Here is a 21,818-nt window from a genome sequence, read left to right as displayed (position 1 = left end):
CCGCACTCGGTGCCCGCTCACCAAAATGCCCTGAACACCCGACCGATCAGTCCCGGTCGGCCAGGGTCACCTCCACCCCGCCGACCACATCGGTGCACAGGTTGTAGATCACCACACCCAGGGTCGCCATCGCGGTCAGCACCACCACATTGACCAACCCGATCAGCGCGGCACCGCCGAAAATCGACCCGGCCGAAACCAGCTCGGCCGCACTGTTGTTCGTCAGAAGATCGCCCACATTGCTGTTCAGCTTGCTCCACACGCCCATTGCGCCCAGAGCGACGTAGAGCACCGCCACCGCGACCATCCAGACGAAGAACATCGCCGCCGACAACAGCAACGACACCTTGAGTGCACTCCACGGGTCGATCCGCCGGATCTGCATACTGGCCCGCAACGGACCTCTCGTGCCCGCAGCCACCTGCGGGCGCCGCACCGCGGGGCGCCGCTGAGCGGGCTCCGACAGATCCGGCAATTCGCTGGCGTAGGCGTCGTCCGGCTTCACCGCCGGCGCGGCCTTGGCCGCCGGCTTGGCCTGGGCGACGGGAGGCTTGGCGGGTTGGGCGGGAGGCTTCGCCGGCTGAGCCGGCGGCTTTGCCGGGACAGGCGGTTTAGCGCCGGCCTGCGGCGTGGCTGCGGGTGCAGGAGGTGCCGCCGGGGCCGCCGAACCGGACACGAACCGGCGTAGGCGTTCGTCGACGCCGGGGGAGTGCGGTCCCGGTACCTGGTCTGCGGGCCGCGGCGGTGCCGGCGGCCGCTGCTGGCCGCCCCGTTGCCACGGCGGGGCTTCGCCGGTCTCGGTGATTCGACCGGGACGGCCCGGAGGTCGCTGGCCGGCGTCTGAGGGTCCGTTTCCGGCCGCCTCCGCCTTACCCCCAGCGCCCGGGTGCCCCGGCTCATTCGGTGCGCTCACCCACGGCTCCTTACCTGCGTATCCCGACCGCGCAGCGGTCGGGTCTGACGTCGGATTCAGCTACCCGATTCCTCTTCGACCGCCTCTTCGTCGGCGTTCCGCGCAATCGCTATCAGTGTGTCGCCATCGCCCAAGTTCATCAACCGAACGCCCTTGGTCTGACGTCCCGCCTTACGAACCTGCCGTGCCCCGGTACGAATCACGCCGCCACCGGAGGTGATCGCGTAGAGCTCGCTGTCGTCATCGACGATCAAGGCGCCAACCAGCCGGCCTCGCCGCGAATCGTACTGAATGGTCAAGATGCCCTTGCCGCCGCGACCCTGCGCCGTGTACTCCTCGATCGCGGTTCGCTTGGCGTAACCACCGGCGGTGGCCACCAGCAGATAGGTGTCTTCCCGGACCACGTTGAGCGACAACAGCCGGTCATCGGCGTTGAACCGCATGCCCTGCACACCCGAGGTGGCGCGGCCCATCGGCCGCAGCGCCTCGTCGGTCGCCGAGAACCGGATGGACTGACCGTTGGCCGACACCAGCAGCAGGTCGTCCTCGGCCGAGCACAGCACCGCGCCCACCAGTTCGTCGGCGTCGCGCAGATTGATCGCGACGATGCCGCCGGAGCGGTTGGAGTCGAAGTCGGTCAGCTTCGACTTCTTCACCAGCCCGTTGCGGGTGGCCAGCACCAGGTACGGCGCGTCCTCGTAGCTCTTGATCTGGATGACCTGGGCGATGCGCTCCTCGGGCTGGAAGGCCAGCAGGTTGGCCACGTGTTGGCCGCGCGCGGTGCGCAACGCCTCCGGCAGCTCGTATGCCTTGGCCCGGTACACCCGGCCCTGGGTGGTGAAGAACAGGATCCAGTCGTGTGTGGAACACACGAAGAAGTGGGCGACGATGTCGTCCTGCTTGAGGCCGGCGCCCTGAACGCCCTTCCCACCACGCTTCTGGCTGCGGTACAGGTCGGTCTTAGTGCGCTTGGCGTAACCGGTCTCGGTGATCGTGACGACCACGTCCTCGCGGGCGATCAAGTCCTCATCGGCGACGTCGCCGTCGGCGGGAATGATCCGGGTACGACGGTCATCACCGAACTTCTCGACGAGCTCCGCGAGCTCGTCGTGCACGATTGCGCGCTGCCGTTCCGGCTTGTCCAAGATGTCCTTGAGATCGGCGATCTCGGCCTCGATCTTGGCCAGTTCATCGACGATCTTCTGGCGTTCCAGGGCAGCCAACCGACGCAGCTGCATGTCCAGGATCGCTTGGGCCTGAATGTCATCGATCTCAAGCAGTTCGATCAAGCCCTGGCGGGCGATGTCGACGGTCTGCGATGCCCGGATCAGGGCGATGACCTCGTCGAGGGCGTCGAGTGCCTTGACCAGGCCGCGCAGGATATGGGCCCGCTCCTCGGCCTTACGGAGCCGGTAGCGGGTGCGCCGCACGATCACGTCGAGCTGATGTGCCACGTAGTAGCGGATCATCTGGTCCAGCCGCAGGGTGCGCGGCACACCGTCGACGATCGAGAGCATGTTGGCGCCGAAGCTGGTCTGCAGCTGGGTGTGCTTGTAGAGGTTGTTCAGCACAACCTTGGCCACGGCGTCACGCTTGATCTCCACGACGATCCGCAGGCCCACGCGGTCGCTGCTCTGATCTTCAATGTTGGCGATTCCCACCAACTTTCCGTCGCGAACCTGCTCGGCGATGGAGGTGATGAAGTTGTCGTGGTTGACCTGGTAGGGCAGTTCGGTGATGACCAGCAGGGCGCGGCCGCGCGAGTCTTCCTCGATCTCGACGACCCCGCGCATCCGGACGGAGCCCCGGCCGGTGCGGTAGGCGTCGCTGATTCCCTGGGAGCCGACGATGAGTCCGGACGTGGGGAAGTCAGGTCCCTTGACCCGCTCGATCATAGCTTCGAGCGTGGTCTCTTCATCGGCTTCGTGGTTGTCCAGGCACCAGAACACCGCCTCGGCGAGTTCCCGCAGATTGTGCGGCGGAATGTTGGTCGCCATACCGACCGCGATACCACCGGAGCCGTTGGCCAGCAGGTTCGGGAACCTGCTGGGCAACACCGTGGGCTCTTGTACCCGGCCGTCGTAGTTCGGAATGAAATCGACTGTTTCCTCGTCGATTTCACGCAGCATCTCCATGGCCAGCGGGGTCAGCCTGGCCTCGGTGTAACGCATGGCGGCCGCGGGGTCGTTGCCGGGCGAACCGAAGTTTCCCTGCCCGTCCACCAGGGGGTAGCGCAACGACCACGGCTGGGCCATGCGCACCAGGGTGTCGTAGATCGAGGCGTCGCCGTGGGGGTGGTAGTTGCCCATCGTCTCGGCAACCGAGCGAGCGGACTTCGCGTGACTGCGGTCCGGCCGGAAGCCCGAGTCATACATGGCGTAGAGGACGCGGCGGTGCACTGGCTTGAGGCCGTCTCGGACCTCCGGCAGGGCGCGGCCCACGATCACGCTCATCGCATAGTCGATGTAGCTGCGCTGCATCTCCTGCTGGATGTCGACCGGTTCGATCCGGTCCACCGAGTCGTCCCCGGGCGGAAGCGTGGTGTCTGTCATCTATTCCTCGTTCTGTTCAGAAGTCCGGCGGTTCAGATGTGTTGAGATCTCGCGGGCGCCGCTGGGCGCCGCGGCCGATCACTAAACATCCAAGAAGCGCACGTCTTTCGCGTTCCGGGTGATGAAACTGCGCCGGGCCTCCACGTCCTCGCCCATCAGGATCGAGAACAGTTCGTCTGCGGCGGCAGCGTCGTCGAGAGTGATCTGACGCAGCACCCGGACGCTGGGGTCCATGGTGGTCTCCCACAGTTCCTTGGCGTCCATCTCGCCCAGACCCTTGTAGCGCTGGATCCCGTCGTCCATGTTGATCTTCTTGCCGGCGGCCTTGCCAGCTTCGAGAAGACCATCGCGTTCCCGGTCGGAGTAGGCGAATTCGGCTTCGGTGCCACGCTGCCACTTGAGTTTGTACAGCGGAGGCTGGGCCAAGAAGATGTGGCCGTGCTCCACCAGGGGCCGCATGAATCTGAAGAGCAACGTCAGCAGCAAGGTCGAGATGTGCTGGCCATCAACGTCAGCGTCGGCCATCAGCACAACCTTGTGATAGCGCAACTTGCTGATGTCGAACTCGTCGTGAATCCCGGTGCCCAACGCGGTGATGATCGCCTGGACCTCATTGTTTTTCAGCACACGGTCGATGCGCGCCTTCTCGACGTTGATGATCTTGCCGCGCAGGGGCAGGATCGCCTGGAACATCGAGTCGCGACCACTCTTGGCCGAGCCGCCGGCCGAATCACCCTCTACAACATAGAGTTCGCATTTGGTCGGATCGTTGGAGCGGCAGTCGGCGAGCTTGCCCGGCAGGCCGCCCAAGTCGGTCGCGCTCTTGCGCCGCACCAGTTCTCGAGCCTTACGCGCGGCCATCCGGGCCTGCGCAGAAGAGACCGCCTTGTTGATGATGGTCTTCGCCTCGGCGGGATTGGCCTCGAACCAGTGGCCCAGCTGCTCGTTGCAGACCTTCTGCACGAAGGACTTGACTTCGGTGTTGCCCAGCTTGGTCTTGGTCTGGCCCTCGAACTGCGGCTGAGACACCTTGACCGAGATGACGGCGGCCAGGCCCTCACGAATGTCGTCGCCGGTCAGGTTGGGGTCCTTCTCCTTGAGCAGCTTCTTGTCTTTGGCGTACTTGTTCACCACGCTGGTGAGCGCTGAACGGAAGCCCTCTTCGTGGGTGCCGCCCTCAGCGGTGTTGATGGTGTTGGCGAAGGTGTGCACCGACTCGGAGTAGCCGCCGTTCCACTGCATGGCGATCTCGACTTCGTGACCGGTGCCCTTGCCGTCGAAGTCGACGATGGTCGGATGGATCGCGGTCTTGCTGCGGTTGATGTGCTGCACGAAATCGCGCAAGCCGCCCGGGTAGCAGAAGGTGCGGTGCTTGACCTTGTGTGGGGCCACGGCCTCGGCGGCCTGTTCCTCGGCGGTCTTGGGTGCCTCGGCGGTGTCGCTGACCACCTCGTCGACGACTTCCTCGACCCGAACCCGCTCATCGGTGAGGTCAATGGTCAGGCCCTTGTTGAGGAAAGCCATCTCCTGCAGGCGACGCGCCACGGTCTCGAAGTCATAGGTGGTGGTCTCGAAGATGTCAGGGTCGGCCCAGAACCGGATGGTGGTGCCGGTCTTCTTGGTCTTCTCGCCCTTACGCAGGGTTCCCGGAACGGATTTGTCGTAAGTCTGGAACCACTGGTAGCCGTCGACGGAGATATCGGCTTCCAATCGGGTGGACAGCGCGTTGACCACCGAGACGCCGACGCCGTGCAGACCGCCGGAGACGCTGTAGGCGCCCTCCTCGAACTTTCCGCCGGCGTGCAGCACGGTCATGACGACATCGACGGTCGGAATGCCAGTGGAGTGCATGGCCACCGGGATGCCTCGACCGTCGTCGGTGACCTCCACACCGCCGTCTTCGAGGATGCGGACGGTGACGGTGGTGGCGAAGCCGGCCATCGCCTCATCCACGGCGTTGTCCACGACTTCCCAGATGAGGTGGTGCAGACCGCGTTCCCCGGTGGAGCCGATATACATGCCTGGTCTTTTGCGGACCGCTTCGAGGCCTTCGAGAACCTTGATGGAATCGGCACCATATTTGTTTTGGGCAGCCACGGTCGGGAAGTTCTCCTCAGGTTCGCAAGCCAGCATGTGACGCACCATCGGGTGCGTGCGCGGGATACCGAGTCAGTCTACCTTGGGGGCCCGACGGCGAGTAATTTCTTCGGGTGTTTCCACCTACCTGATTGCACCGTGGCGTCGATATCGCGGTTTGCCTCGTGTCCGGCCGTTGCCCGGAACAATTTTTTTGCTCGTGGCGGCGCTCAGGCGGCGGATCCTGCGACCGCTCAGCCGTAGGTGTCGCGTGGCCCGCGCCCTGAGACGTGCAGTGGTCCCTTGCGCCACGACGGCGCGGTTGGGCCGGTGATCTTCAGTGTCTTGACCACGCCGTCACCCACCGCTGCGGCGATCTTGGCCAGCAGTTGTGCTTGGACCAGCCGCAACTGGGTTGCCCAGGCCGTCGATTCGGCCGAAACACTCAGTACGCCATCAGCGAGTCGGGTCGGGATGGCATGGGCGGCGATGTCATCGCCGACGACCGTGCGCCACTGTCCGAGCACCGTCCCCTCGGCGACCTGCGCGGACCAGCCCCGCGACTGGGCGAGATCACGCGTGGCCGCACCCAGCGCCTGGGGGTCGCGGCGATCCGGTCCCGGTCCCGACCAACTGCGCCGGCCCCCGCCAGTACCCGGGGTTCTCCGGCGCAACGGGGCGCGGCGTCCCTGCCCGACATCCTTGCCCTGGCTACGTGCTGCTTCGCGGGCCTCGGCCAGGGTGCGGCGCACCAAATCCATTCCGGTCAGCCCGGCCAGGTGCGCCGGTGGCTGCCAGGCCTCCTCGTCGCGTGACTCCTCGGAGTTGCTCATGCGGTGTCGCCGATCAGCTCAGAGACTCGGCCCTCGTCGTTTTCATTCACCGCGATACGAATACGGCGGGCCTGCCACTCGGCGGGGATGTCTTCGGGCACGGCGGCGGTGATCAACACCTGCTCGGCGGCAGCAGCGACGCCGGCCAGGGCCTGTCGGCGAGCAGCGTCCAATTCCGCGAAGACGTCATCGAGCAGCAGCACCGGTTCGGCACCTTCGCTGCGCAGAAGCTCGTAGGAAGCCAACCTCAACGAAAGCGCCATAGACCACGACTCACCATGGCTGGCAAAGCCTTTCACCGGGCTATCACCCAGACGTAACTCCAATTCGTCACGGTGGGGACCGACCAGACACACGCCGCGGTCCAGTTCTGCACTGCGCCGGCGTGCCAGTTCGGTGAGCAGGGCTTGCTGGAGTTCGGCAACGCCCGGGGTTGCTTCGGTGCAATCCAGTTCCAGTTTCGGCCGATAGGCCACCGCCGCGGTGCGGCTGCCCGGTGCCAACAATTGGTACGCCTTCTGTACCTCCGGAGCCAGCTGGTTCACCAGGTCTATCCGTGCCGCCATCAGCTCGGCACCATGTAAGGCCAGCTGGGAATCCCACACGTCGAGGGTGTCCAGCACCGTTCGGTCACCGCGGTGCAGTGCACCCGGTGCACTCTTGAGCAGCGCGGTTCGTTGGCGCAGCACTTTGTCGTAGTCCGCCCGCACCCCGGCAATCCGCGGTCGACGCAAGCTGGCCAGCTCGTCGAGGTAGCGGCGTCGCTCGCCGGGATCACCGCGCACCAGCGCAAGGTCCTCCGGTGCGAACAGCACCGCGCGTAAGACTCCGACTACTTCACGCGCGTGGCGCACGGGTGAACGGTTGAGACGCACTTTATTGGCGCGTCCCGCGGCGATCTCCAGATCAACGGCCAGTTCGCGGCCCTCATTGACCACGATCGTGGAGACCACGGCCCGGCTTGCACCAGAGCGGATCAGTGGCGCGTCGGTGGCCACTCGGTGTGATCCCAGCGTGGACGAATACCACAGGGCCTCAACAAGATTGGTTTTCCCGAAACCATTCGGGCCAACCAGTACCGTGGCGCCCGGTTCGAGTTCGAGGTCGACGTGTGCCCAGGACCGGAAATCCCGCAGGCCCACATGGCGGACATACACCGAGAAATCAACCCCTCCCGTCGTCGCTACTGCGCCGATCAGCCGGGGAGGCGAACCGGCATCAGCAGGTAGACGTAGTCCGACGCGACCGCCGGGAACGGACCCTCACCCATCAGCACCGGGTCATCCGCACCGGCCGGCCGCAGCACCGCAGGCTTCTTCGGGTCGGTGAAACCCATCGATACCTTCTCGCTGTGCAACGATCCCAGGCCATCGGTCAGGTAGGTCGGATTGAACGCGATGGTCAACGGCTCACCGACGAAGTCGATCGGCAGATCCTCTTCGGCCCTACCGACATCCTCGGCACCGGCGGACAGCCGCAGAGTTCCCTCGGACAACTCCAGCCGGACTTGCGCGCCACGATCTGCCACCAAGGCCACACGCTTGATCGCCTCGGTCAGCTCAGCCACGCCGATAGTCGCCACAGCCAGGTGCTCACTGGGCAGCAGCTGGCGGAACTTCGGGAATTCCGCATCCAGCAGTCGAGTGGTGCTGCGCTTTCCGGCATTGGTGATACCCAGCAGGCCTTCGTTGCCGACCGAAGACCCGGCACCCAGAGCCAGATGTACCTCGTTGCCGTCACTGCTGGCCTTAGCGGCTTCGGCCAGCGTCTTCGCCGGTACCAGCACCGCAGCCTCGGTACCGGGCGCCGCGGTCCAGGTCAGCTCCCGGACCGCCAGTCGGAAGCGGTCTGTGGCAGCCAAAACCACTGTGTTACCCGAGATCTCAACACGGATGCCGGTCAACATAGGCAGGGTGTCGTCGCGGCCGGCGGCTACCGCCACCTGCCCAATCGCCTCGGCGAACACATCCGCGGACAACATCCCGGTCTCTTCGGGCAATGTCGGCAGTGTGGGGTAATCCTCGACCGTCATAGTCGGCAGGGAGAACCGCGCATTCCCACAGGTCAACGACACCCGCGTGGACTCCACCTGAACTTCGACGGGCTTGGCGGGCAACGCCCGAGTGATATCCGACAGCAGCCTCCCCGATACCAAAACGCTTCCCGGAGAAGCGATCTCCGCAGCGAGCTGAACTTCGGCGGATACTTCGTAGTCGAACCCCGACACGGTCAGACCGTTGTCGGATCCGGTCAGCAAGACTCCGGCCAGCAGCGGCACAGTCGGCCGCGCCGGCAGAGATTTCGCCACCCACGCCACCGCGTCAGCGAAGTCATCCCGGTCCAGGCGGAACTTCAAGTCGGTCAGACCCGCGTTCGTGGTCGCCGCGTCCATAGCGTCCTCTCATCACCCCAAATAGAGCTCTACCCTGCGGCGACTGGTGAACACCCCCACCCGCGGCCGTGCAACGCCCCACGCCGAAGTGTAAGAGCGGTCGGTCACCAACCGTAGAGCCTGGCACGTTTTCTTGAAAGTTAAACCTTGACACCGACGGCTGGGCAGAGCCTTGGTCAGCGGTCTGGACCACAGGGTTGTGAACAGTCCCGGTTCACCCGAATCCCCAACGACCTGTTTTGAAAGAGAAAATAGGGATAACTCCCAGTATTAGTAGTAAGTCCTGTGGATCCTGGGTATAGCGGGGCATCGGCGCTGCTGAGCGGTGTCTCCGCGTTGGGGAAGAGCAGTGAATGACACGCCCGGGCTCGGCGGCGGAGCTGTGTATGAATCCGGTGGTGTGCATCGACGGCCGGTTGGTCACCGGACCGTGGACAGGTTGTCCGCAGCGGTATCCACAGGGCGGGACCGTGACTGGTGGTACGAGTGGGTCCAAAGTTTTTTGGAAGAGACACGCGCGAAAACCCCAGAATCAGCGCTTCGCGCGTTGCCGGATCCGGGTTGTGAGCTCTTTGACTTGATCGAACACTTCGCGTCGCTCGGCCATCTCGCCGCGGATCTTGCGTTCGGCATACATCACGGTGGTGTGGTCGCGGCCGAAGGCCTGGCCGATCTTGGGCAGGGAGAGATCGGTCAGCTCACGGCACAGATACATCGCGATCTGACGCGACTGCGCCAGCGGGCGCGTCTTGCCGGGACCGCGCAGCTCTTCGATGGAGGTGTCGAAGTACTCGGCGATGACCGCCATGATGATGGCCGCGCTGATCTGCATGGTGCTGGCGTCGGCGATCAGGTCGCGCAGCACGATCTCGGCGAGGGATCGATCAATCGGTGTCTTGTTGAGCGAAGCGAACGCGGTGACGCGGATCAGCGCGCCCTCAAGTTCGCGGATATTGCGTTCGATGCTGGTGGCGATCAACTCCAGGACATCGCCCGGCACGTCCAGGCGGTCCATCTGCGCTTTCTTACGCAAGATGGCGATCCGGGTCTCCAGATCCGGCGGCTGCACATCGGTGATCAGTCCCCATTCGAAACGGGTACGGAGCCGATCTTCCAGGGTGGCAAGCTGTTTCGGTGCGCGATCGGACGTGATCACGATCTGCTTGTTGGCGTTGTGCAGGGTGTTGAAGGTATGGAAGAACTCTTCCTGGATACCTTCTTTACCCTCGATGAACTGGATGTCGTCGACCAAGAGCACGTCGATGTCGCGGTAACTGCGTTTGAACGCCACCTTGCGATCGTCACGCAGGGAGTTGATGAAGTCGTTGGTGAATTCTTCGGTGGAGACGTATTTGACGCGCATCCCGGGGAAGAGCCGCTGGGTGTAGTTGCCTGCCGCATGCAGCAAGTGGGTCTTGCCGAGTCCGGATTCACCCCAGATGAACAGGGGGTTGTAGGCACGAGCCGGTGCTTCGGCGATGGCCAGGGCGGCGGCGTGGGCGAATCGGTTGGACGTGCCGATGACGAAGGTGTCGAAGGTATAGCGCCGGTTGAGGCTGGCCCCGTCGGCCGTCGACGAGTCGTCGCTGGGCCTCTCGGTGAAATAGTTAGGCCAGTCGTAGGCCACGTCGTTGGTGTCGTCGTCCTCGTCGTCGGCGCGTTCCTCAACACTGTGGTCGGCCGGCGGTACCGAGGGAGCTTCTTCGGTGGGTTGTGGTGCGATCCGCACGCCGAGCTCGATGGACTGTCCGAGGCGTCGACTCAGTGCGTCGGTGATCTGGGTGCGCAGATGGCGTTCGATCTCGTTCTGCACAAAACTGCTCGGAACTGCCAGGAGGGCGAAGCCCTCGACGATGGCCAGGGGATGGACGAGCTTGAGCCACGCCTTCTGCTGGGGTGTTAAGGCGGGTCCGGAGCCGTTGCCGGATGGCGAATCGCCGTTGAGTTCGGCTACGACCTCGTCCCATAGATCGAGAAATGCAGTCCCGGGGTCCTCGCTCAAAGCCCCATCCCCCTGGTTCGACGCCGCCTGACCGGGCACGGGAGTGCCTCGATGCCGTACCGGGACATGCTATCCACACAGTTATCCACAGATGTGGATGAGGTGCGCATTCCGCGATGAGGCCCCCTGGGCCGGTTGCTGGGCAACGGATACTCCAGACAGAGACGCTATATCTGAAGCGCCAACCGCTTCGTCATCTTCGGTTCGTCATACAAACCGCTCCGAATCCGAAACGGCGCTGGCAAGCAAGCTAACAGGTTTCTGCGCGGACGACTACACATTTCAGCCAGATGAATCGAATGAAAACGAGGGTCGTTAGCAGGCCCGATACGGGTGTGACCAGTGTGAATAATGGGTCTCTGTGAGACACTAAGGGCCCTCCTTAGCGTGCCGGCCAGTAGCGGGGTTTGACCCGGAGAACCTGCGTCAGTACCCTCGAACAGTCGCCCGAACGCTGGCGATACGGCTGCGACCGGCTTCCCGCCGGAGCCCGCGCCGGTTACGAGCAAGACGCAGAAGTTCACCGAGCTTACCGAGTGCGTCGCGTGCGGCAGGCACAACGGGCTTCCGGTGTGTCGGGCGGCGTGACGCAAGACGCAATAAGGAGAGTGTGCCGTGGCCAAGGGCAAGCGGACCTTCCAGCCCAACAACCGTCGTCGGGCCCGGGTGCACGGGTTTCGGTTGCGGATGCGGACCCGTGCCGGCCGTGCCATCGTCACCGCCCGGCGTAGCAAGGGCCGTCGCTCGCTGACTGCCTGAGCACAGGCAGTTCGGCGGTGCTCCCGGCTCAGTACCGGATGAGACGATCGGCCGACTTCGGTGCAACGGTCAGGCATGGCCGAAGGGCAGTACAGCCCGATCTCGTCATCTACGACCGACGGACGGATACGCCCGAGCCGTCGGCGCTCGATTCGTCGACCGCAATTCCGCCTAGGGTCGGGTTGATCATCGCCAAGTCCGTAGGGCCAGCGGTGACCCGGCATCGGGTGGCCAGGCGACTGCGTCATGTGGCGCGCGACGTCCTCGCCGATCTGGAACCCTGCGAGCAACTGGTGATTCGCGCACTGCCTGGCAGTAGCAACGCGACCTCGGAAGCTCTCGGTGGACAGTTGCGGGCGGGTTTGCGCTCGATCCGCCGGACCAGCGGTGCGGTGCGCTGATGCGGTCTGTCGCAGTCGCGCCGGTACGTGGACTGGTCTTCATCATCGACCTGTACCGGAATCTGATCTCTCCGCTGCGGCTGCCCAGTTGTCGCTTTATGCCCACCTGCAGTCAATACGCCGTCGAGGCGTTGACGGAGTACGGGCTGATCCGGGGCGGTTGGCTGGCGGCAGTGCGACTGGCGAAGTGTGGCCCGTGGCATCAAGGCGGCTGGGACCCGATTCCCGAGCGGTCCGAGGGGGTTGTCGCATGCGGCTGCCAGACCGGACGCACCCTGAACAAGCACGACAACCTATCGGAGGGTGAATACCGTGTCCTTTGATCCGGGCAGCCTGGACTACGTGTACTACCCGGTCTCGGGCATTATGTGGTTGTGGTACAAGGCTTTTGGTCTTCTACTTGGCCCATCCAACTTCTTCACCTGGGCGCTGGCGGTGGTGTTCCTGGTGTTCACGCTGCGAGCGCTTCTCTATAAGCCGTTCGTTAAGCAGATCCGGACCACCCGGCAGATGCAGGAGCTGCAGCCTCAGATCAAGGCATTGCAGAAGAAGTACGGCAAGGACCGTCAGAAGATGGCGCTGGAGATGCAGAAGCTCCAGCGCGAGCATGGCTTCAACCCGATCCTGGGGTGTCTGCCGATGCTGGCCCAGGTGCCGGTCTTCCTGGGTCTGTTCCATGTGCTGCGGTCGTTCAACCGGACCAGCACCGGAATCGGGCAGTTGGGCCTGTCTCCGGACCTGAACCGTCAGTTGGGCAACTACTTCTTCAGCGCTGCCGATGTCGGCAACTTCCTCGACGCGAATCTGTTGGGTGCACCCCTGGGCGCGACGATGATCCAGCGCACCGGCCTGGACGCTTTCGCTGAGTTCAACCGAGTGTCGGTGATCGCCGTCGGGGTCCCGATCATGATCGCGGCGGGCATCGCCACGTACTTCAACAGTCGGGCTTCGGTGGCGCGACAGAGTCCCGAGGCCGCGGCCAACCCGCAGACCGCGATGATGAACAAGCTGGCCCTCTACGTCTTCCCCTTGGGCGTTGTGGTCGGTGGGCCGTTCTTGCCGCTGGCGATCATCCTGTACTGGTTCTCCAACAACATCTGGACCTTCGGCCAGCAGCACTACGTGTTCGGCCTGATCGCCAAAGAGGAAGAGGCCAAGAAGGACGAGGCGCTACGGCGCCGGGCAGCGAACGCTCCCGCGCCGGGTGCGAAGCCGAAGCGCGGTGCACGTGCGGTGGAAGCGGCGGTCGATGACGAGGCGCTGGCGGTGGAGTCGGAAGCTATCGAGGCGAGCGTCGCCGAGCCCGGCAAGACCGAGGCCGCTAAGCGCAACGCCGGTCGCCCCGCCGCACGAGGTGCGCGCCAAGGCGCCGGAGCCAAGCCGAAGAAACGTAAGCGGTAATCGACCGCGACAAGCCAACCGGCGCGCGAGCCGCCGGGCACGGAGGGAGACGAGATGACTGACACGACCGACATGAACGACGCCGGGACCGCGGAGCACGAAGCTGTGGAGTCTGCGGGGGAGACCGAAACGCAGGAAGCCCACGAGGGCGCTACCGCGGCACCCGTGGTGGACCTGGAAGATCGGCTGGTTGCCGAGGGAGAGATCGCCGGCGACTACCTCGAGGAACTGCTGGACCTCCTGGACTTCGATGGCGACATCGATCTGGATGTGGAGGGCCGCCGCGCGGTGGTGAGCATCGATGGCGGTTCGGACCTCACGAAGCTGGTTGGCCGCAAGGGCGAGGTGCTGGACGCGCTGCAGGAGCTGACGCGGTTGGCGGTGCACCAGAAGACCGGTGAGCGGAGCCGGCTGATGCTGGACGTCGCGGGTTGGCGCCGCCGCCGCCGCGACGATCTGACTGCCCTGGGCGATGAAGTGGCCCGGCGTGTGTTGGACAGCGGTACCGACGAGGAACTGTCCCCGATGAGCCCCTTCGAACGTAAGATCGTCCACGACGCGGTGGCGGCCGTCGCCGGTGTTCATAGCGAGAGCCAGGGTGTGGAGCCGTCGCGTCGCGTAGTGGTTCGGCGGGACTGACGAAGCGCAGTGCGGGGAATTACAGCGATGTGATTCCCCGCCGCCGGTCAAGTCCCGGGAAGCCGGAGGAATGTTTCACGTGAAACATGTCGAGGGATCACCGGCGCCCGAGCCACCCCCGGAGGCCGCCGAGGTATTCGGGGACCGTCTAGGTATCGCCCGGCGGTACGCAACGCTGTTGGCGGGTCCTGGGGTTGAGCGCGGGCTGATCGGGCCGCGAGAGGTCGACCGTCTCTGGGATCGCCACATCCTCAATTGCGCAGCGGTAGGGGAGCTGTTCGAATCGGACGAGCGGATCGCAGACATCGGTAGTGGGGCGGGCCTCCCGGGTATCCCGGCAGCGATTGCCCGTCCGGACGTGTCCATCACGTTGGTGGAGCCCCTGCTACGCCGGAGCGAGTTTCTCCGTGAGGCGATTGCCGAGTTGGGCCTGGACCGAGTCGAGGTGGTGCGCGGCCGGGCTGAGGACGGGCCGGTGCGCGATGCAGCGGGGGACAGCGATGTCGTGATGTCCCGGGCAGTGGCCAGCTTGGACAAGATCGGGCGATGGAGCCTGCCTCTGTTGCGCCCGGGCGGGCGGATGCTCGCGATGAAGGGGGAGCGGGCGCAAGCCGAAGTCGACGAACATCGCAGTGTGATGAAGAGGCTAGGCGCGAACGACGTAAGGGTGGTGAGATGTGGCGTGAACTATTTATCCCCGCCCGCGACCGTGGTGTTGGCACTGCGGGGAGAGCCCGAGGCGAGGCATCCGCGCCGACGTCCATCGGGGGGACCGGCACGACGGCCGACCAGGAGGCACACATGAGCAGAGCAGTCCCCCCGGCCGCGAAGGCACGAGCCACCGCGGAAGCGGTTTCACGTGAAACATCGGGCGGTTCGGTTTCACGTGAAACATCGCCAGGGTTCATCGACACCCCGATTGGTGCAGCGGCGGAACGCGCCATGCAGGTGCTGCACACCAACAACCGACTGCCACGGCCAAAGCGGCGCCGGGTGTTCACGGTGGCTAACCAGAAAGGCGGCGTGGGCAAGACCACGACGGCCGTCAATCTCGCCGCCGCGTTGGCAGTCCAGGGAATCAAGACACTGGTGATCGACCTGGATCCGCAGGGCAACGCCAGCACCGCACTGGGCATCTCCGAACGCAAGTCCGGTACACCTTCGTCGTACGAGGTGTTGATCGGCGCGATCCCCGTGACGTCGGCCCTGCAGCAGAGTCCGCACAACGAGCGGCTGTACTGCATCCCGGCCACCATCGACCTGGCCGGCGCCGAGATCGAATTGGTCAGCATGGTGGCGCGGGAGAACCGTCTGCGCAACGCGTTGGCGGACCTGGACAGCTTCGACTTCGACTACGTCTTCATTGACTGCCCGCCGTCGCTGGGCCTGTTGACCGTCAACGCGTTGGTCGCGGCGCCGGAAGTGCTGATCCCCATCCAGTGCGAGTACTACGCCCTGGAAGGCGTATCGCAGTTGATGCGCAACATCGAGATGGTCAAAGCGCACCTGAACCCGCGGCTGGAGGTGACCACCGTGCTGCTGACCATGTACGACGGCCGCACCAAACTAGCGGACCAGGTAGCCGACGAGGTCCGCCGATACTTCGGCGACCGGGTGCTGCGTACGGTGATTCCGCGCAGCGTCAAGGTCTCGGAGGCGCCGGGTTACAGCATGACGATCATTGACTACGACCCCGGATCACGCGGCGCCATGAGCTATCTGGATGCCAGCCGGGAACTTGTCGAACGAGACCTCGGTGACGGGGGCCCGTCGGGGGAGCACAGGGATGAGGAGGAGCGCCGCAGATGACCGGACCGTCGCGTAAGAAAGGCGGCTTGGGCCGCGGCCTGGCCTCTCTGATCCCGACGGGCCCGGGCGAGGGTGGTGACGCCCAGGCAGACCGCGGTGCGGGCATGGGACCGCGTATGGGCGCCGCCGCCGCCGATGTGGTCCTGGGTGGTCTGGGCAGCGCGCCTACTGCGGCCGCCACCGACGTCGGTGCGGTGTACCGGGAGATCCGGCCGTCGGAGATCGAGCCCAACCCGCGTCAGCCCCGCCAGGTGTTCGACGACGAGGCGCTCGCCGAGCTGGTCCACTCGATTCGGGAATTCGGGCTCATGCAGCCCATCGTGGTGCGGGCTGTGCCCGGTGCTGCACCGGGTGCGCCCCGGTACCAACTGGTCATGGGGGAGCGGCGTTGGCGGGCTTCGCAGCAGGCCGGGCTGGAGACCATCCCGGCCATCGTCCGGGAGACGGAGGACGACAACCTCCTACGCGACGCGCTGCTGGAGAACATCCACCGGGTGCAGTTGAACCCGTTGGAAGAAGCGGCCGCATATCAGCAGCTGCTGGACGAGTTCGGCGTGACCCACGAAGAACTCGCGACGCGCATCGGCCGGTCGCGCCCCTTGGTGACCAACATGATCCGGCTGCTTCGCCTGCCGATCGCCGTCCAGCGGCGGGTCGCCGCCGGCGTTCTGTCGGCCGGCCACGCGCGCGCGTTGCTGTCGCTGGAGGCGGGGTCGGAGGCACAGGAGGCGCTCGCCGCCCGGATCGTCGCCGAGGGTCTGTCCGTGCGCGCCACTGAGGAGGCGGTCACCCTGGCCAACCGCGCGGGTACCCCGACGCCGGTGGCACCGCGACGCAAGCCCATCCAGATGCCCGGCCTGCAGGACGTGGCGGAGCGGCTGTCGACTACCTACGACACCCGGGTGACGGTCAGTCTGGGCAAGCGTAAAGGCAAGATCGTGGTCGAATTCGGGTCCGTCGACGATCTGCAGCGGATCGTCGCGATGATGGACTCGAACACCCCCTAAAGGCGATGTGTGCCCAGGTCCAGGGCCACACGGCCATTACGTCACTGTGACGGTAACGCGAGGCGAGCCGGGTGGGAGACGTGAATGATGTTAGGTAGCAGTAGCTTTCGCATTTTCGAGGTTTTGACCGACCAAACTGCGCAGAACGTGGCGTCCGGTGGGTCTGCCCTCCTATCCTTAAGGGGCTGTCGTCGGCGGCAGCACGGGTTGAGACCGGGAGTCCAGTGTCTGTCCGCATCGCACCCCTGAGGCTCGAGGGTTTCGAGCAGCTACCCAAGCACGCACGCCGGTGTGTGTTCTGGGAAGTCGATCCGGCCACCCTCGGCCACGACGATCACCTGTCGGACCCGGAGTTCGACAAAGAAGCCTGGCTGTCGATGGTCATGTTGGAGTGGGGGACCTGCGGACAGGTGGCGACGCCGTCTCCCGCGACCCGCGGAATCGGAGACCCAGAATGCCTCGGCTACGTGCTCTACGCCCCGCCTCGTGCCGTGCCGCGGGCGCAGCGGTTTCCGACGGGGCCGGTGTCGGCGGACGCCGTGCTGCTGACGTCGATGGGTGTTGACCCGACACCCATGGCCGACGGGCTGCCGGGGGAACTGATCTCCCGGGTTGTCGACGAGCTGATGCGACGCGGCGTCCGGGCACTGGAAGCCTTCGGCCGTACGCCGGCGGTCTCGGAATTATTGGATGCGTGCCGTGCCGGACGCGATGTCGTCCCTCCCGACGTCGCTCCGGTGCTGGAAGCCGTGGGGGACTGTTCGGTCGAGCACTGCATCATCGCCGCGGACTTCTTGACGGAGGTCGGCTTCACCGTCGTGGCGCCACACCGCTACTTCCCTAGGCTGCGCCTGGAACTCGACAAGGGGTTGGGTTGGAAGGCCGAGGTGGAGGCGGCGCTGGAGCTGCTGTTGGAGAGGGCACAGTTGGAGCAGCCGATCGGAGCGGGTGCTTCGGCGGCGTCTGGCCGTGTGGCGGGGTCCATGCGGCGGTCCCAGCTCTGGCTCTCCTGCGTCGAGCCTCGCTGAACAGCGAAAGTCAGGAACCGCCGAGCGGACCGGTCCGTTCGACCGACAGCTCATGGGCAAGCAGTTCGGCGAACGTGAAGGTTCCGGTGGGCCGGTCGTTCTTGCCGAGCAGATACAGGCGCTTGACCGCCGCCAGCATGCCTTCGGCGATCGCATCGCGAGTCGCCGGAGAGGCCAGCATCGTGCGATCACGTGGGCTGGTGATGTAACCGACATCCACCTCGACGGTGGGCATCCGCGTCAGGCGCAGCAGGTCCCAGGTGCGGCCATGAGCCCTGCAGTCCTGTAACCCGGTGCGGGCCACGATCTCTCGCTGAATGAAGTCCGCCAGGTTGCGGCCGATGGTGGAAACCGAACCATGCGAGTTGCCGAAGTGGAAGGACGCTACCCCGTTTGCCGCGGGGCTGACGTGGGTGGCGCAGCGCAGGCTGATCATCAAGTCCGCGCCCACAGCATTGGAGGTCGCGGCGCGCTCGGCGTCCGACGGGTTGCGGCCACTGGGGCGGGACAGGAAGGTATCCATACCGATGGCCGTCATCCGGCCTTCCAAGCGACTGGCCAAGTCCCACAAGATATCTGCTTCGCTGATCGGTCCCGACGGCGTCTGGATGATCAGCCCGTGGTCACGGCCGCCACGGCCGGGGTCGATGACGATGCGCTTCCCGGACAATCGGGGTCCAGAGCGACGCACCAACTCCTCTTCGCGGATCGCGTGCGGCGAGCCGCCGCTGACCCGGGAGGCCAGGAAGTTCAAGGAACGCAACGTTTCTGGCCCGCAGATGCCGTCGGCGTACAGACCGTACTCGCGCTGATAGGAGGCCAGCGCGTTGTGCGTCTGTATACCGAAGTAGCCGTCCACCAGGCCGGTGTAGAAGCCCAGATCCTGGAGACGGGCTTGCAGGGTAGCCACGTCGTCGCCATACATCGGCGCACCGAACTGATGATTGAGAATGCGCGCGCCCAGACGGTAGGACGCCTCCTTGAGCGCGCGATAGGTGGCCTGGCCGATGATGCCGTCCACCAATAGCCCACGCTGCTGCTGAAAGGCGCGCACCGCCTGGTCCAGGTCGTCGTCGAAGACATCCAGCGCGACGTGTTTGCCCGTAGTCAAGTCCGCATCGGGGCTGTCCACCAGGCCCAACGAGGCCAGCGCAACCCGGATCTCCACCACGGCACCACTGCGGTCACCACGACGCAGGCCCTGCTCGGTCCCGCGATGCCGACCCGACATGAGTGAGCCCTTCCGGTTGACGCTGTTGGCGGTGGAACCGTAGCGGGTGTTCGCCAGCAGATTAGCCAGAATTGTCTCAGATCCCGAGCCATTTTTCGAAAACGGCAAGGCAACAAACGGGCTCCGAAGAGCCGACGGTCACAAGCCCGTCACGACGTGCCGGGAATCGCTAGGTGGCGTCAGCGAGCTCCCGCAGTAGCGCAGCCTTGCCCTTGGCGCCCACGATCCGCTTCACCGGCTGCCCGTCCTTGAACAGGATCAGGGTGGGAATCGAGACCACGTTGAAGTCCTGCGCGGTGTTCGGATTGGCGTCCACATCGATCTTGGCGACGGTGAGCTTGCCGGCCTGCTCGGCGGCGATCTCCTCGAGGACCGGTGCGACCATCTTGCAGGGGCCGCACCACGTCGCCCAGAAGTCGACCAGCACCGGTGTGCTGCTGGCCAGGACGTCGTCGGCGAAGGTGGCGTCGGAAACGGTCACCGTGCTGTGGTTGTCGCTCACTGAGGTGCTCCCATCAAGGTTTCGGTACCGCTGTCATAGGTGGTGGCTTCTTCTGATTCTGCCAGCCAGCGTTCGGCGTCGATCGCGGCTGCGCAACCCGTTCCGGCGGCGGTGATCGCTTGCCGGTAGGTGTGATCCACCAGATCACCGGCGGCGAACACTCCTTCCAACGAGGTGCGCGAGCCCGGCTGCTGCACCACGACGTAGCCTTCCGGATCCAGCTCGACCGCGTCGCGTACCAGCTCCGAACGGGGATCGTGGCCGATGGCGACGAACACGCCGGTAACCGGGAGGGTGGTTTCGGCGCCGGTCTCGGTGTCGCGCACCCGCAGGCCGGTCACCGTCGCCGCACCCTCCACTGCCACCGGCACGCTGTTGGTCAGGAACCGGATCTTGTCGTTGTCGCGGGCCCGGTTGAGCATGATCTTCGACGCGCGGAACTCGTCGCGACGGTGCACCAGCGTCACGCTGCGGGCGAAGCGGGTCAAGAAGGTGGCCTCTTCCATGGCGGAGTCGCCGCCGCCGATCACGGCGATGTCCTGGTCGCGGAAGAAGAAACCGTCGCAGGTGGCACACGAACTCACCCCGCGGCCGAGCAGCTCCTGCTCACCGGGGATGTTCAGGTAGCGGGCCGCCGCGCCCATGGCCAGGATCACCGCACGCGCCCGATGCGTCTCGCCATCGGCGGTGACGACGGTCTTGATCGGCGCGTCCAGGTCCACTGACTCGACGTCTTCCATGCGCAGGTCGGCCCCGAAGCGCAGTGCCTGCTCACGCATCTCGTCCATCAGCTCCGGCCCCATGATGCCGTTGCGGAAGCCGGGGAAGTTCTCCACTTCCGTGGTGGTCATCAACGCGCCGCCGAATGCCGTCCCCTCGAACACCAGTGGCGCCAGCTGTGCCCGGGCGGTGTAGATCGCCGCGGTGTACCCGGCCGGGCCGGAACCGATGATGATCACATCGTGGATGGATGGTGTCTCAGACATCGAGGGCCTCTTCTTCTCGGATCCGCTCGGGATCTGCTTACACGGGCTAGCAACGTCAGCGTAGGCGGCGATGTTCCCCGCGCCGATACTGCCGGGCCCGCTCGGGGGTCAGGGGCGCCGAACCGTTGTGTCGGCCAGTAGTCCGGTGTCCGCGGAACTGCAGTGCGGAGCCACCGCGAGCGCGATGACGTTGCCGGCCGGCGTGTCCGGTATCAGCAGGAGTACGCCGGGATGTCCGTTGACGGTGATCTCACGTGCCCCGAGGATCTGCGTCGAGGCCGGGTAACCCAGCCCGGCCAGGCACCCGGCGCGGCGCGCCGGGTCGCTCAGTGGGCCGTACTCCGGGCGGCGATCCAGCAGCTCGAGGATCTCCGGTTCGGACAGCGGCAGCACGGCTGTGGGCGCCGATTCCACCGTGATGGCGTCGAAAGTGCGGGGACCGCTGGCGGTGTCGCCGGGCAGGCGGATCAACGCGGACGTACCGACGCCGATCGCGATCACCGCGGCGGCGCCGCCGGCCCAGGCGGCGATCCGGCTGAAGCGGGGTAACGGGCGGCTTGCGTGCGCCGGTGGCCCGGAGGGGGCCCGGGACTGTTCGTCGTCCGATTCGCTGGACATGGTGCCGCTTCCACTCGTTGTCGTGGCGGCAGGCGCAGTGCTGCGCTGCCGTCCGCGGCCAAGGCTAACCGGCTGCGGGCTGACAGGTCGGCGGCGGCGCGGCGCGGGCGGGGTGCCTGTCCCAGCAGGGCGGCCAGCCGGGCCCTGCCGCGGGCGCAGCGACTCTTGACGGTCCCCGGGGGCACACCGAACTTGCGGGCGGCGTCGGCGACCGAGTAGCCCTGCATGTCGACGGCGAGTAGTGCGGCCCGCTGCTCGGCCGGCAGCGTGCGCAGCGCTGCGCGGACCACCAGCGCCGTGTCCACCTCGGCGGTGCGATCCCCGATGGCCGGATGGTCGACCGTGAGCTCGACGTAGGCCGGCCTGTTGCGACGCAGCCGATCCAGGCATGCGTTCAGCACGATTCGGTGCAGCCAACTGCCCACGGCGGCGTCGTGGCGAAACGATCCGGCCGCCCGATGTGCCGACAGCATCGCATCTTGCAGGGCGTCCTCGGCCTCCTGAGCGCACCCGGTGGCGCTCCGGGCCAGCCGTCGTAACCGGTGGTGGTGCCGGCCGTAGAGCTCGGCGAAGGCGTAGCGGTCACCGGCTACATGTGCGGCCAACAGCTCGGCGTCACTGCGATCCGGGAGCCCCATGGGCGGACAGTAACCAGCGGCGGCCCCGGCG

The 21,818-nt window shown here is 65.6% G+C and carries 20 protein-coding genes and 1 pseudogene; 9 read left to right on the top strand and 12 right to left on the bottom strand.

Annotation, left to right across the window (positions count from 1 at the left end):
- Positions 1–46 precede the first annotated feature (46 nt).
- The 7 genes from G6N09_RS08670 to dnaA all read right to left on the bottom strand — a co-directional run bounded on the left by G6N09_RS08670 (position 47) and on the right by dnaA (position 10,768).
- On the bottom strand, positions 47–913 hold the full coding sequence (locus tag G6N09_RS08670; RefSeq protein ID WP_083026242.1) for a DUF3566 domain-containing protein: 867 nt from the start codon (positions 911–913) through the stop codon (positions 47–49).
- Positions 914–969: 56 nt separating this feature from the next.
- Complete coding sequence (gyrA, locus tag G6N09_RS08665; protein WP_083026240.1) at positions 970–3,465, bottom strand: DNA gyrase subunit A; 2,496 nt, start codon at positions 3,463–3,465, stop codon at positions 970–972.
- An 81-nt stretch (positions 3,466–3,546) separates the two neighbouring features.
- Positions 3,547–5,598, bottom strand: coding sequence for a DNA topoisomerase (ATP-hydrolyzing) subunit B (gene gyrB / locus G6N09_RS08660; protein ID WP_109558940.1), 2,052 nt, complete (start codon positions 5,596–5,598; stop codon positions 3,547–3,549).
- Positions 5,599–5,795: 197 nt separating this feature from the next.
- Entirely contained in the window at positions 5,796–6,374 is a 579-nt protein-coding gene (locus G6N09_RS08655) for a DUF721 family protein (RefSeq protein ID WP_083026238.1), read from the bottom strand.
- Positions 6,371–7,531 (bottom strand): DNA replication/repair protein RecF, encoded by a 1,161-nt coding sequence (gene recF / locus G6N09_RS08650; RefSeq protein ID WP_083026235.1) that lies wholly within the window; start codon positions 7,529–7,531, stop codon positions 6,371–6,373. Before recF ends, G6N09_RS08655 begins: the two co-directional genes overlap by 4 nt.
- A gap of 38 nt (positions 7,532–7,569) precedes the next feature.
- Positions 7,570–8,766 carry a DNA polymerase III subunit beta gene (dnaN, locus tag G6N09_RS08645; RefSeq protein ID WP_083026232.1) on the bottom strand — a complete coding sequence of 399 codons (1,197 nt, stop codon included), beginning with the start codon at positions 8,764–8,766 and terminating at the stop codon, positions 7,570–7,572.
- Positions 8,767–9,298: 532 nt separating this feature from the next.
- Entirely contained in the window at positions 9,299–10,768 is a 1,470-nt protein-coding gene (dnaA, locus tag G6N09_RS08640) for a chromosomal replication initiator protein DnaA (protein WP_083026230.1), read from the bottom strand.
- A 615-nt stretch (positions 10,769–11,383) separates the two neighbouring features.
- Here dnaA and rpmH point away from each other — a divergent pair.
- The 9 genes from rpmH to G6N09_RS08595 all read left to right on the top strand — a co-directional run bounded on the left by rpmH (position 11,384) and on the right by G6N09_RS08595 (position 17,812).
- Complete coding sequence (gene rpmH / locus G6N09_RS08635; RefSeq protein WP_024442093.1) at positions 11,384–11,527, top strand: 50S ribosomal protein L34; 144 nt, start codon at positions 11,384–11,386, stop codon at positions 11,525–11,527.
- 17 nt (positions 11,528–11,544) lie between these two features.
- Positions 11,545–11,928 (top strand): ribonuclease P protein component, encoded by a 384-nt coding sequence (gene rnpA / locus G6N09_RS08630; RefSeq protein ID WP_083026228.1) that lies wholly within the window; start codon positions 11,545–11,547, stop codon positions 11,926–11,928.
- Positions 11,928–12,251, top strand: a complete 324-nt coding sequence (gene yidD, locus G6N09_RS08625) for a membrane protein insertion efficiency factor YidD (RefSeq protein ID WP_083026226.1) — start codon at positions 11,928–11,930, stop codon at positions 12,249–12,251. Before rnpA ends, yidD begins: the two co-directional genes overlap by 1 nt.
- Positions 12,252–12,294: 43 nt before the next feature.
- A complete protein-coding gene (gene yidC / locus G6N09_RS08620; RefSeq protein ID WP_234807036.1) occupies positions 12,295–13,329 on the top strand; it encodes a membrane protein insertase YidC in 1,035 nt (344 codons plus the stop codon).
- Positions 13,330–13,383: 54 nt separating this feature from the next.
- Positions 13,384–13,968 carry a Jag family protein gene (locus G6N09_RS08615; protein ID WP_083026222.1) on the top strand — a complete coding sequence of 195 codons (585 nt, stop codon included), beginning with the start codon at positions 13,384–13,386 and terminating at the stop codon, positions 13,966–13,968.
- 79 nt (positions 13,969–14,047) lie between these two features.
- On the top strand, positions 14,048–14,773 hold the full coding sequence (gene rsmG, locus G6N09_RS08610; protein WP_407662678.1) for a 16S rRNA (guanine(527)-N(7))-methyltransferase RsmG: 726 nt from the start codon (positions 14,048–14,050) through the stop codon (positions 14,771–14,773).
- Entirely contained in the window at positions 14,770–15,777 is a 1,008-nt protein-coding gene (locus tag G6N09_RS08605) for a ParA family protein (protein ID WP_234807028.1), read from the top strand. Before rsmG ends, G6N09_RS08605 begins: the two co-directional genes overlap by 4 nt.
- Positions 15,774–16,784, top strand: coding sequence for a ParB/RepB/Spo0J family partition protein (locus G6N09_RS08600; RefSeq protein WP_083026218.1), 1,011 nt, complete (start codon positions 15,774–15,776; stop codon positions 16,782–16,784). The genes G6N09_RS08605 and G6N09_RS08600 overlap by 4 nt, the downstream gene beginning before the upstream one ends.
- 224 nt (positions 16,785–17,008) lie before the next feature.
- Positions 17,009–17,812, top strand: a complete 804-nt coding sequence (locus G6N09_RS08595; protein ID WP_234807027.1) for an acetyltransferase — start codon at positions 17,009–17,011, stop codon at positions 17,810–17,812.
- A gap of 10 nt (positions 17,813–17,822) precedes the next feature.
- On the opposite strand, the gene G6N09_RS08590 is transcribed toward G6N09_RS08595, so the two are convergent.
- From G6N09_RS08590 to sigM, 5 genes and pseudogenes are all read right to left on the bottom strand, one after another.
- Positions 17,823–19,043 carry an N-acetylmuramoyl-L-alanine amidase gene (locus G6N09_RS08590; RefSeq protein WP_083026375.1) on the bottom strand — a complete coding sequence of 407 codons (1,221 nt, stop codon included), beginning with the start codon at positions 19,041–19,043 and terminating at the stop codon, positions 17,823–17,825.
- A 169-nt stretch (positions 19,044–19,212) separates the two neighbouring features.
- Positions 19,213–19,545 carry a thioredoxin gene (trxA, locus tag G6N09_RS08585; protein ID WP_083026216.1) on the bottom strand — a complete coding sequence of 111 codons (333 nt, stop codon included), beginning with the start codon at positions 19,543–19,545 and terminating at the stop codon, positions 19,213–19,215.
- Positions 19,542–20,531 carry a thioredoxin-disulfide reductase gene (gene trxB / locus G6N09_RS08580; protein ID WP_083026214.1) on the bottom strand — a complete coding sequence of 330 codons (990 nt, stop codon included), beginning with the start codon at positions 20,529–20,531 and terminating at the stop codon, positions 19,542–19,544. Before trxB ends, trxA begins: the two co-directional genes overlap by 4 nt.
- A gap of 108 nt (positions 20,532–20,639) precedes the next feature.
- Entirely contained in the window at positions 20,640–21,032 is a 393-nt protein-coding gene (locus G6N09_RS08575) for an RsmA family anti-sigma factor (RefSeq protein WP_165756590.1), read from the bottom strand.
- A gap of 194 nt (positions 21,033–21,226) precedes the next feature.
- Positions 21,227–21,787, bottom strand: a pseudogene (gene sigM / locus G6N09_RS08570) (RNA polymerase sigma factor SigM); the annotation flags it as partial.
- Positions 21,788–21,818 lie beyond the last annotated feature (31 nt).

It is taken from the genome of Mycolicibacter minnesotensis, assembly GCF_010731755.1.
Taxonomy (GTDB): Bacteria; Actinomycetota; Actinomycetes; order Mycobacteriales; family Mycobacteriaceae; genus Mycobacterium; species Mycobacterium minnesotense.
This window is presented reverse-complemented; position numbering and strand designations above follow the sequence as displayed.

Excerpts from the sequence above, each read along its gene's own strand:
- gyrA (WP_083026240.1), bottom strand. The coding sequence starts at position 3,465 with ATGACAGACACCACGCTTCCGCCCGGGGACGACTCGGTGGACCGGATC.
- gyrB (WP_109558940.1), bottom strand. The coding sequence starts at position 5,598 with ATGCTGGCTTGCGAACCTGAGGAGAACTTCCCGACCGTGGCTGCCCAA.
- G6N09_RS08655 (WP_083026238.1), bottom strand. The coding sequence starts at position 6,374 with ATGAGCAACTCCGAGGAGTCACGCGACGAGGAGGCCTGGCAGCCACCG.
- dnaN (WP_083026232.1), bottom strand. The coding sequence starts at position 8,766 with ATGGACGCGGCGACCACGAACGCGGGTCTGACCGACTTGAAGTTCCGC.
- yidD (WP_083026226.1), top strand. The coding sequence starts at position 11,928 with ATGCGGTCTGTCGCAGTCGCGCCGGTACGTGGACTGGTCTTCATCATC.
- yidC (WP_234807036.1), top strand. The coding sequence starts at position 12,295 with ATGTGGTTGTGGTACAAGGCTTTTGGTCTTCTACTTGGCCCATCCAAC.
- G6N09_RS08615 (WP_083026222.1), top strand. The coding sequence starts at position 13,384 with ATGACTGACACGACCGACATGAACGACGCCGGGACCGCGGAGCACGAA.
- G6N09_RS08605 (WP_234807028.1), top strand. The coding sequence starts at position 14,770 with ATGAGCAGAGCAGTCCCCCCGGCCGCGAAGGCACGAGCCACCGCGGAA.
- G6N09_RS08600 (WP_083026218.1), top strand. The coding sequence starts at position 15,774 with ATGACCGGACCGTCGCGTAAGAAAGGCGGCTTGGGCCGCGGCCTGGCC.
- G6N09_RS08590 (WP_083026375.1), bottom strand. The coding sequence starts at position 19,043 with ATGTCGGGTCGGCATCGCGGGACCGAGCAGGGCCTGCGTCGTGGTGAC.
- trxB (WP_083026214.1), bottom strand. The coding sequence starts at position 20,531 with ATGTCTGAGACACCATCCATCCACGATGTGATCATCATCGGTTCCGGC.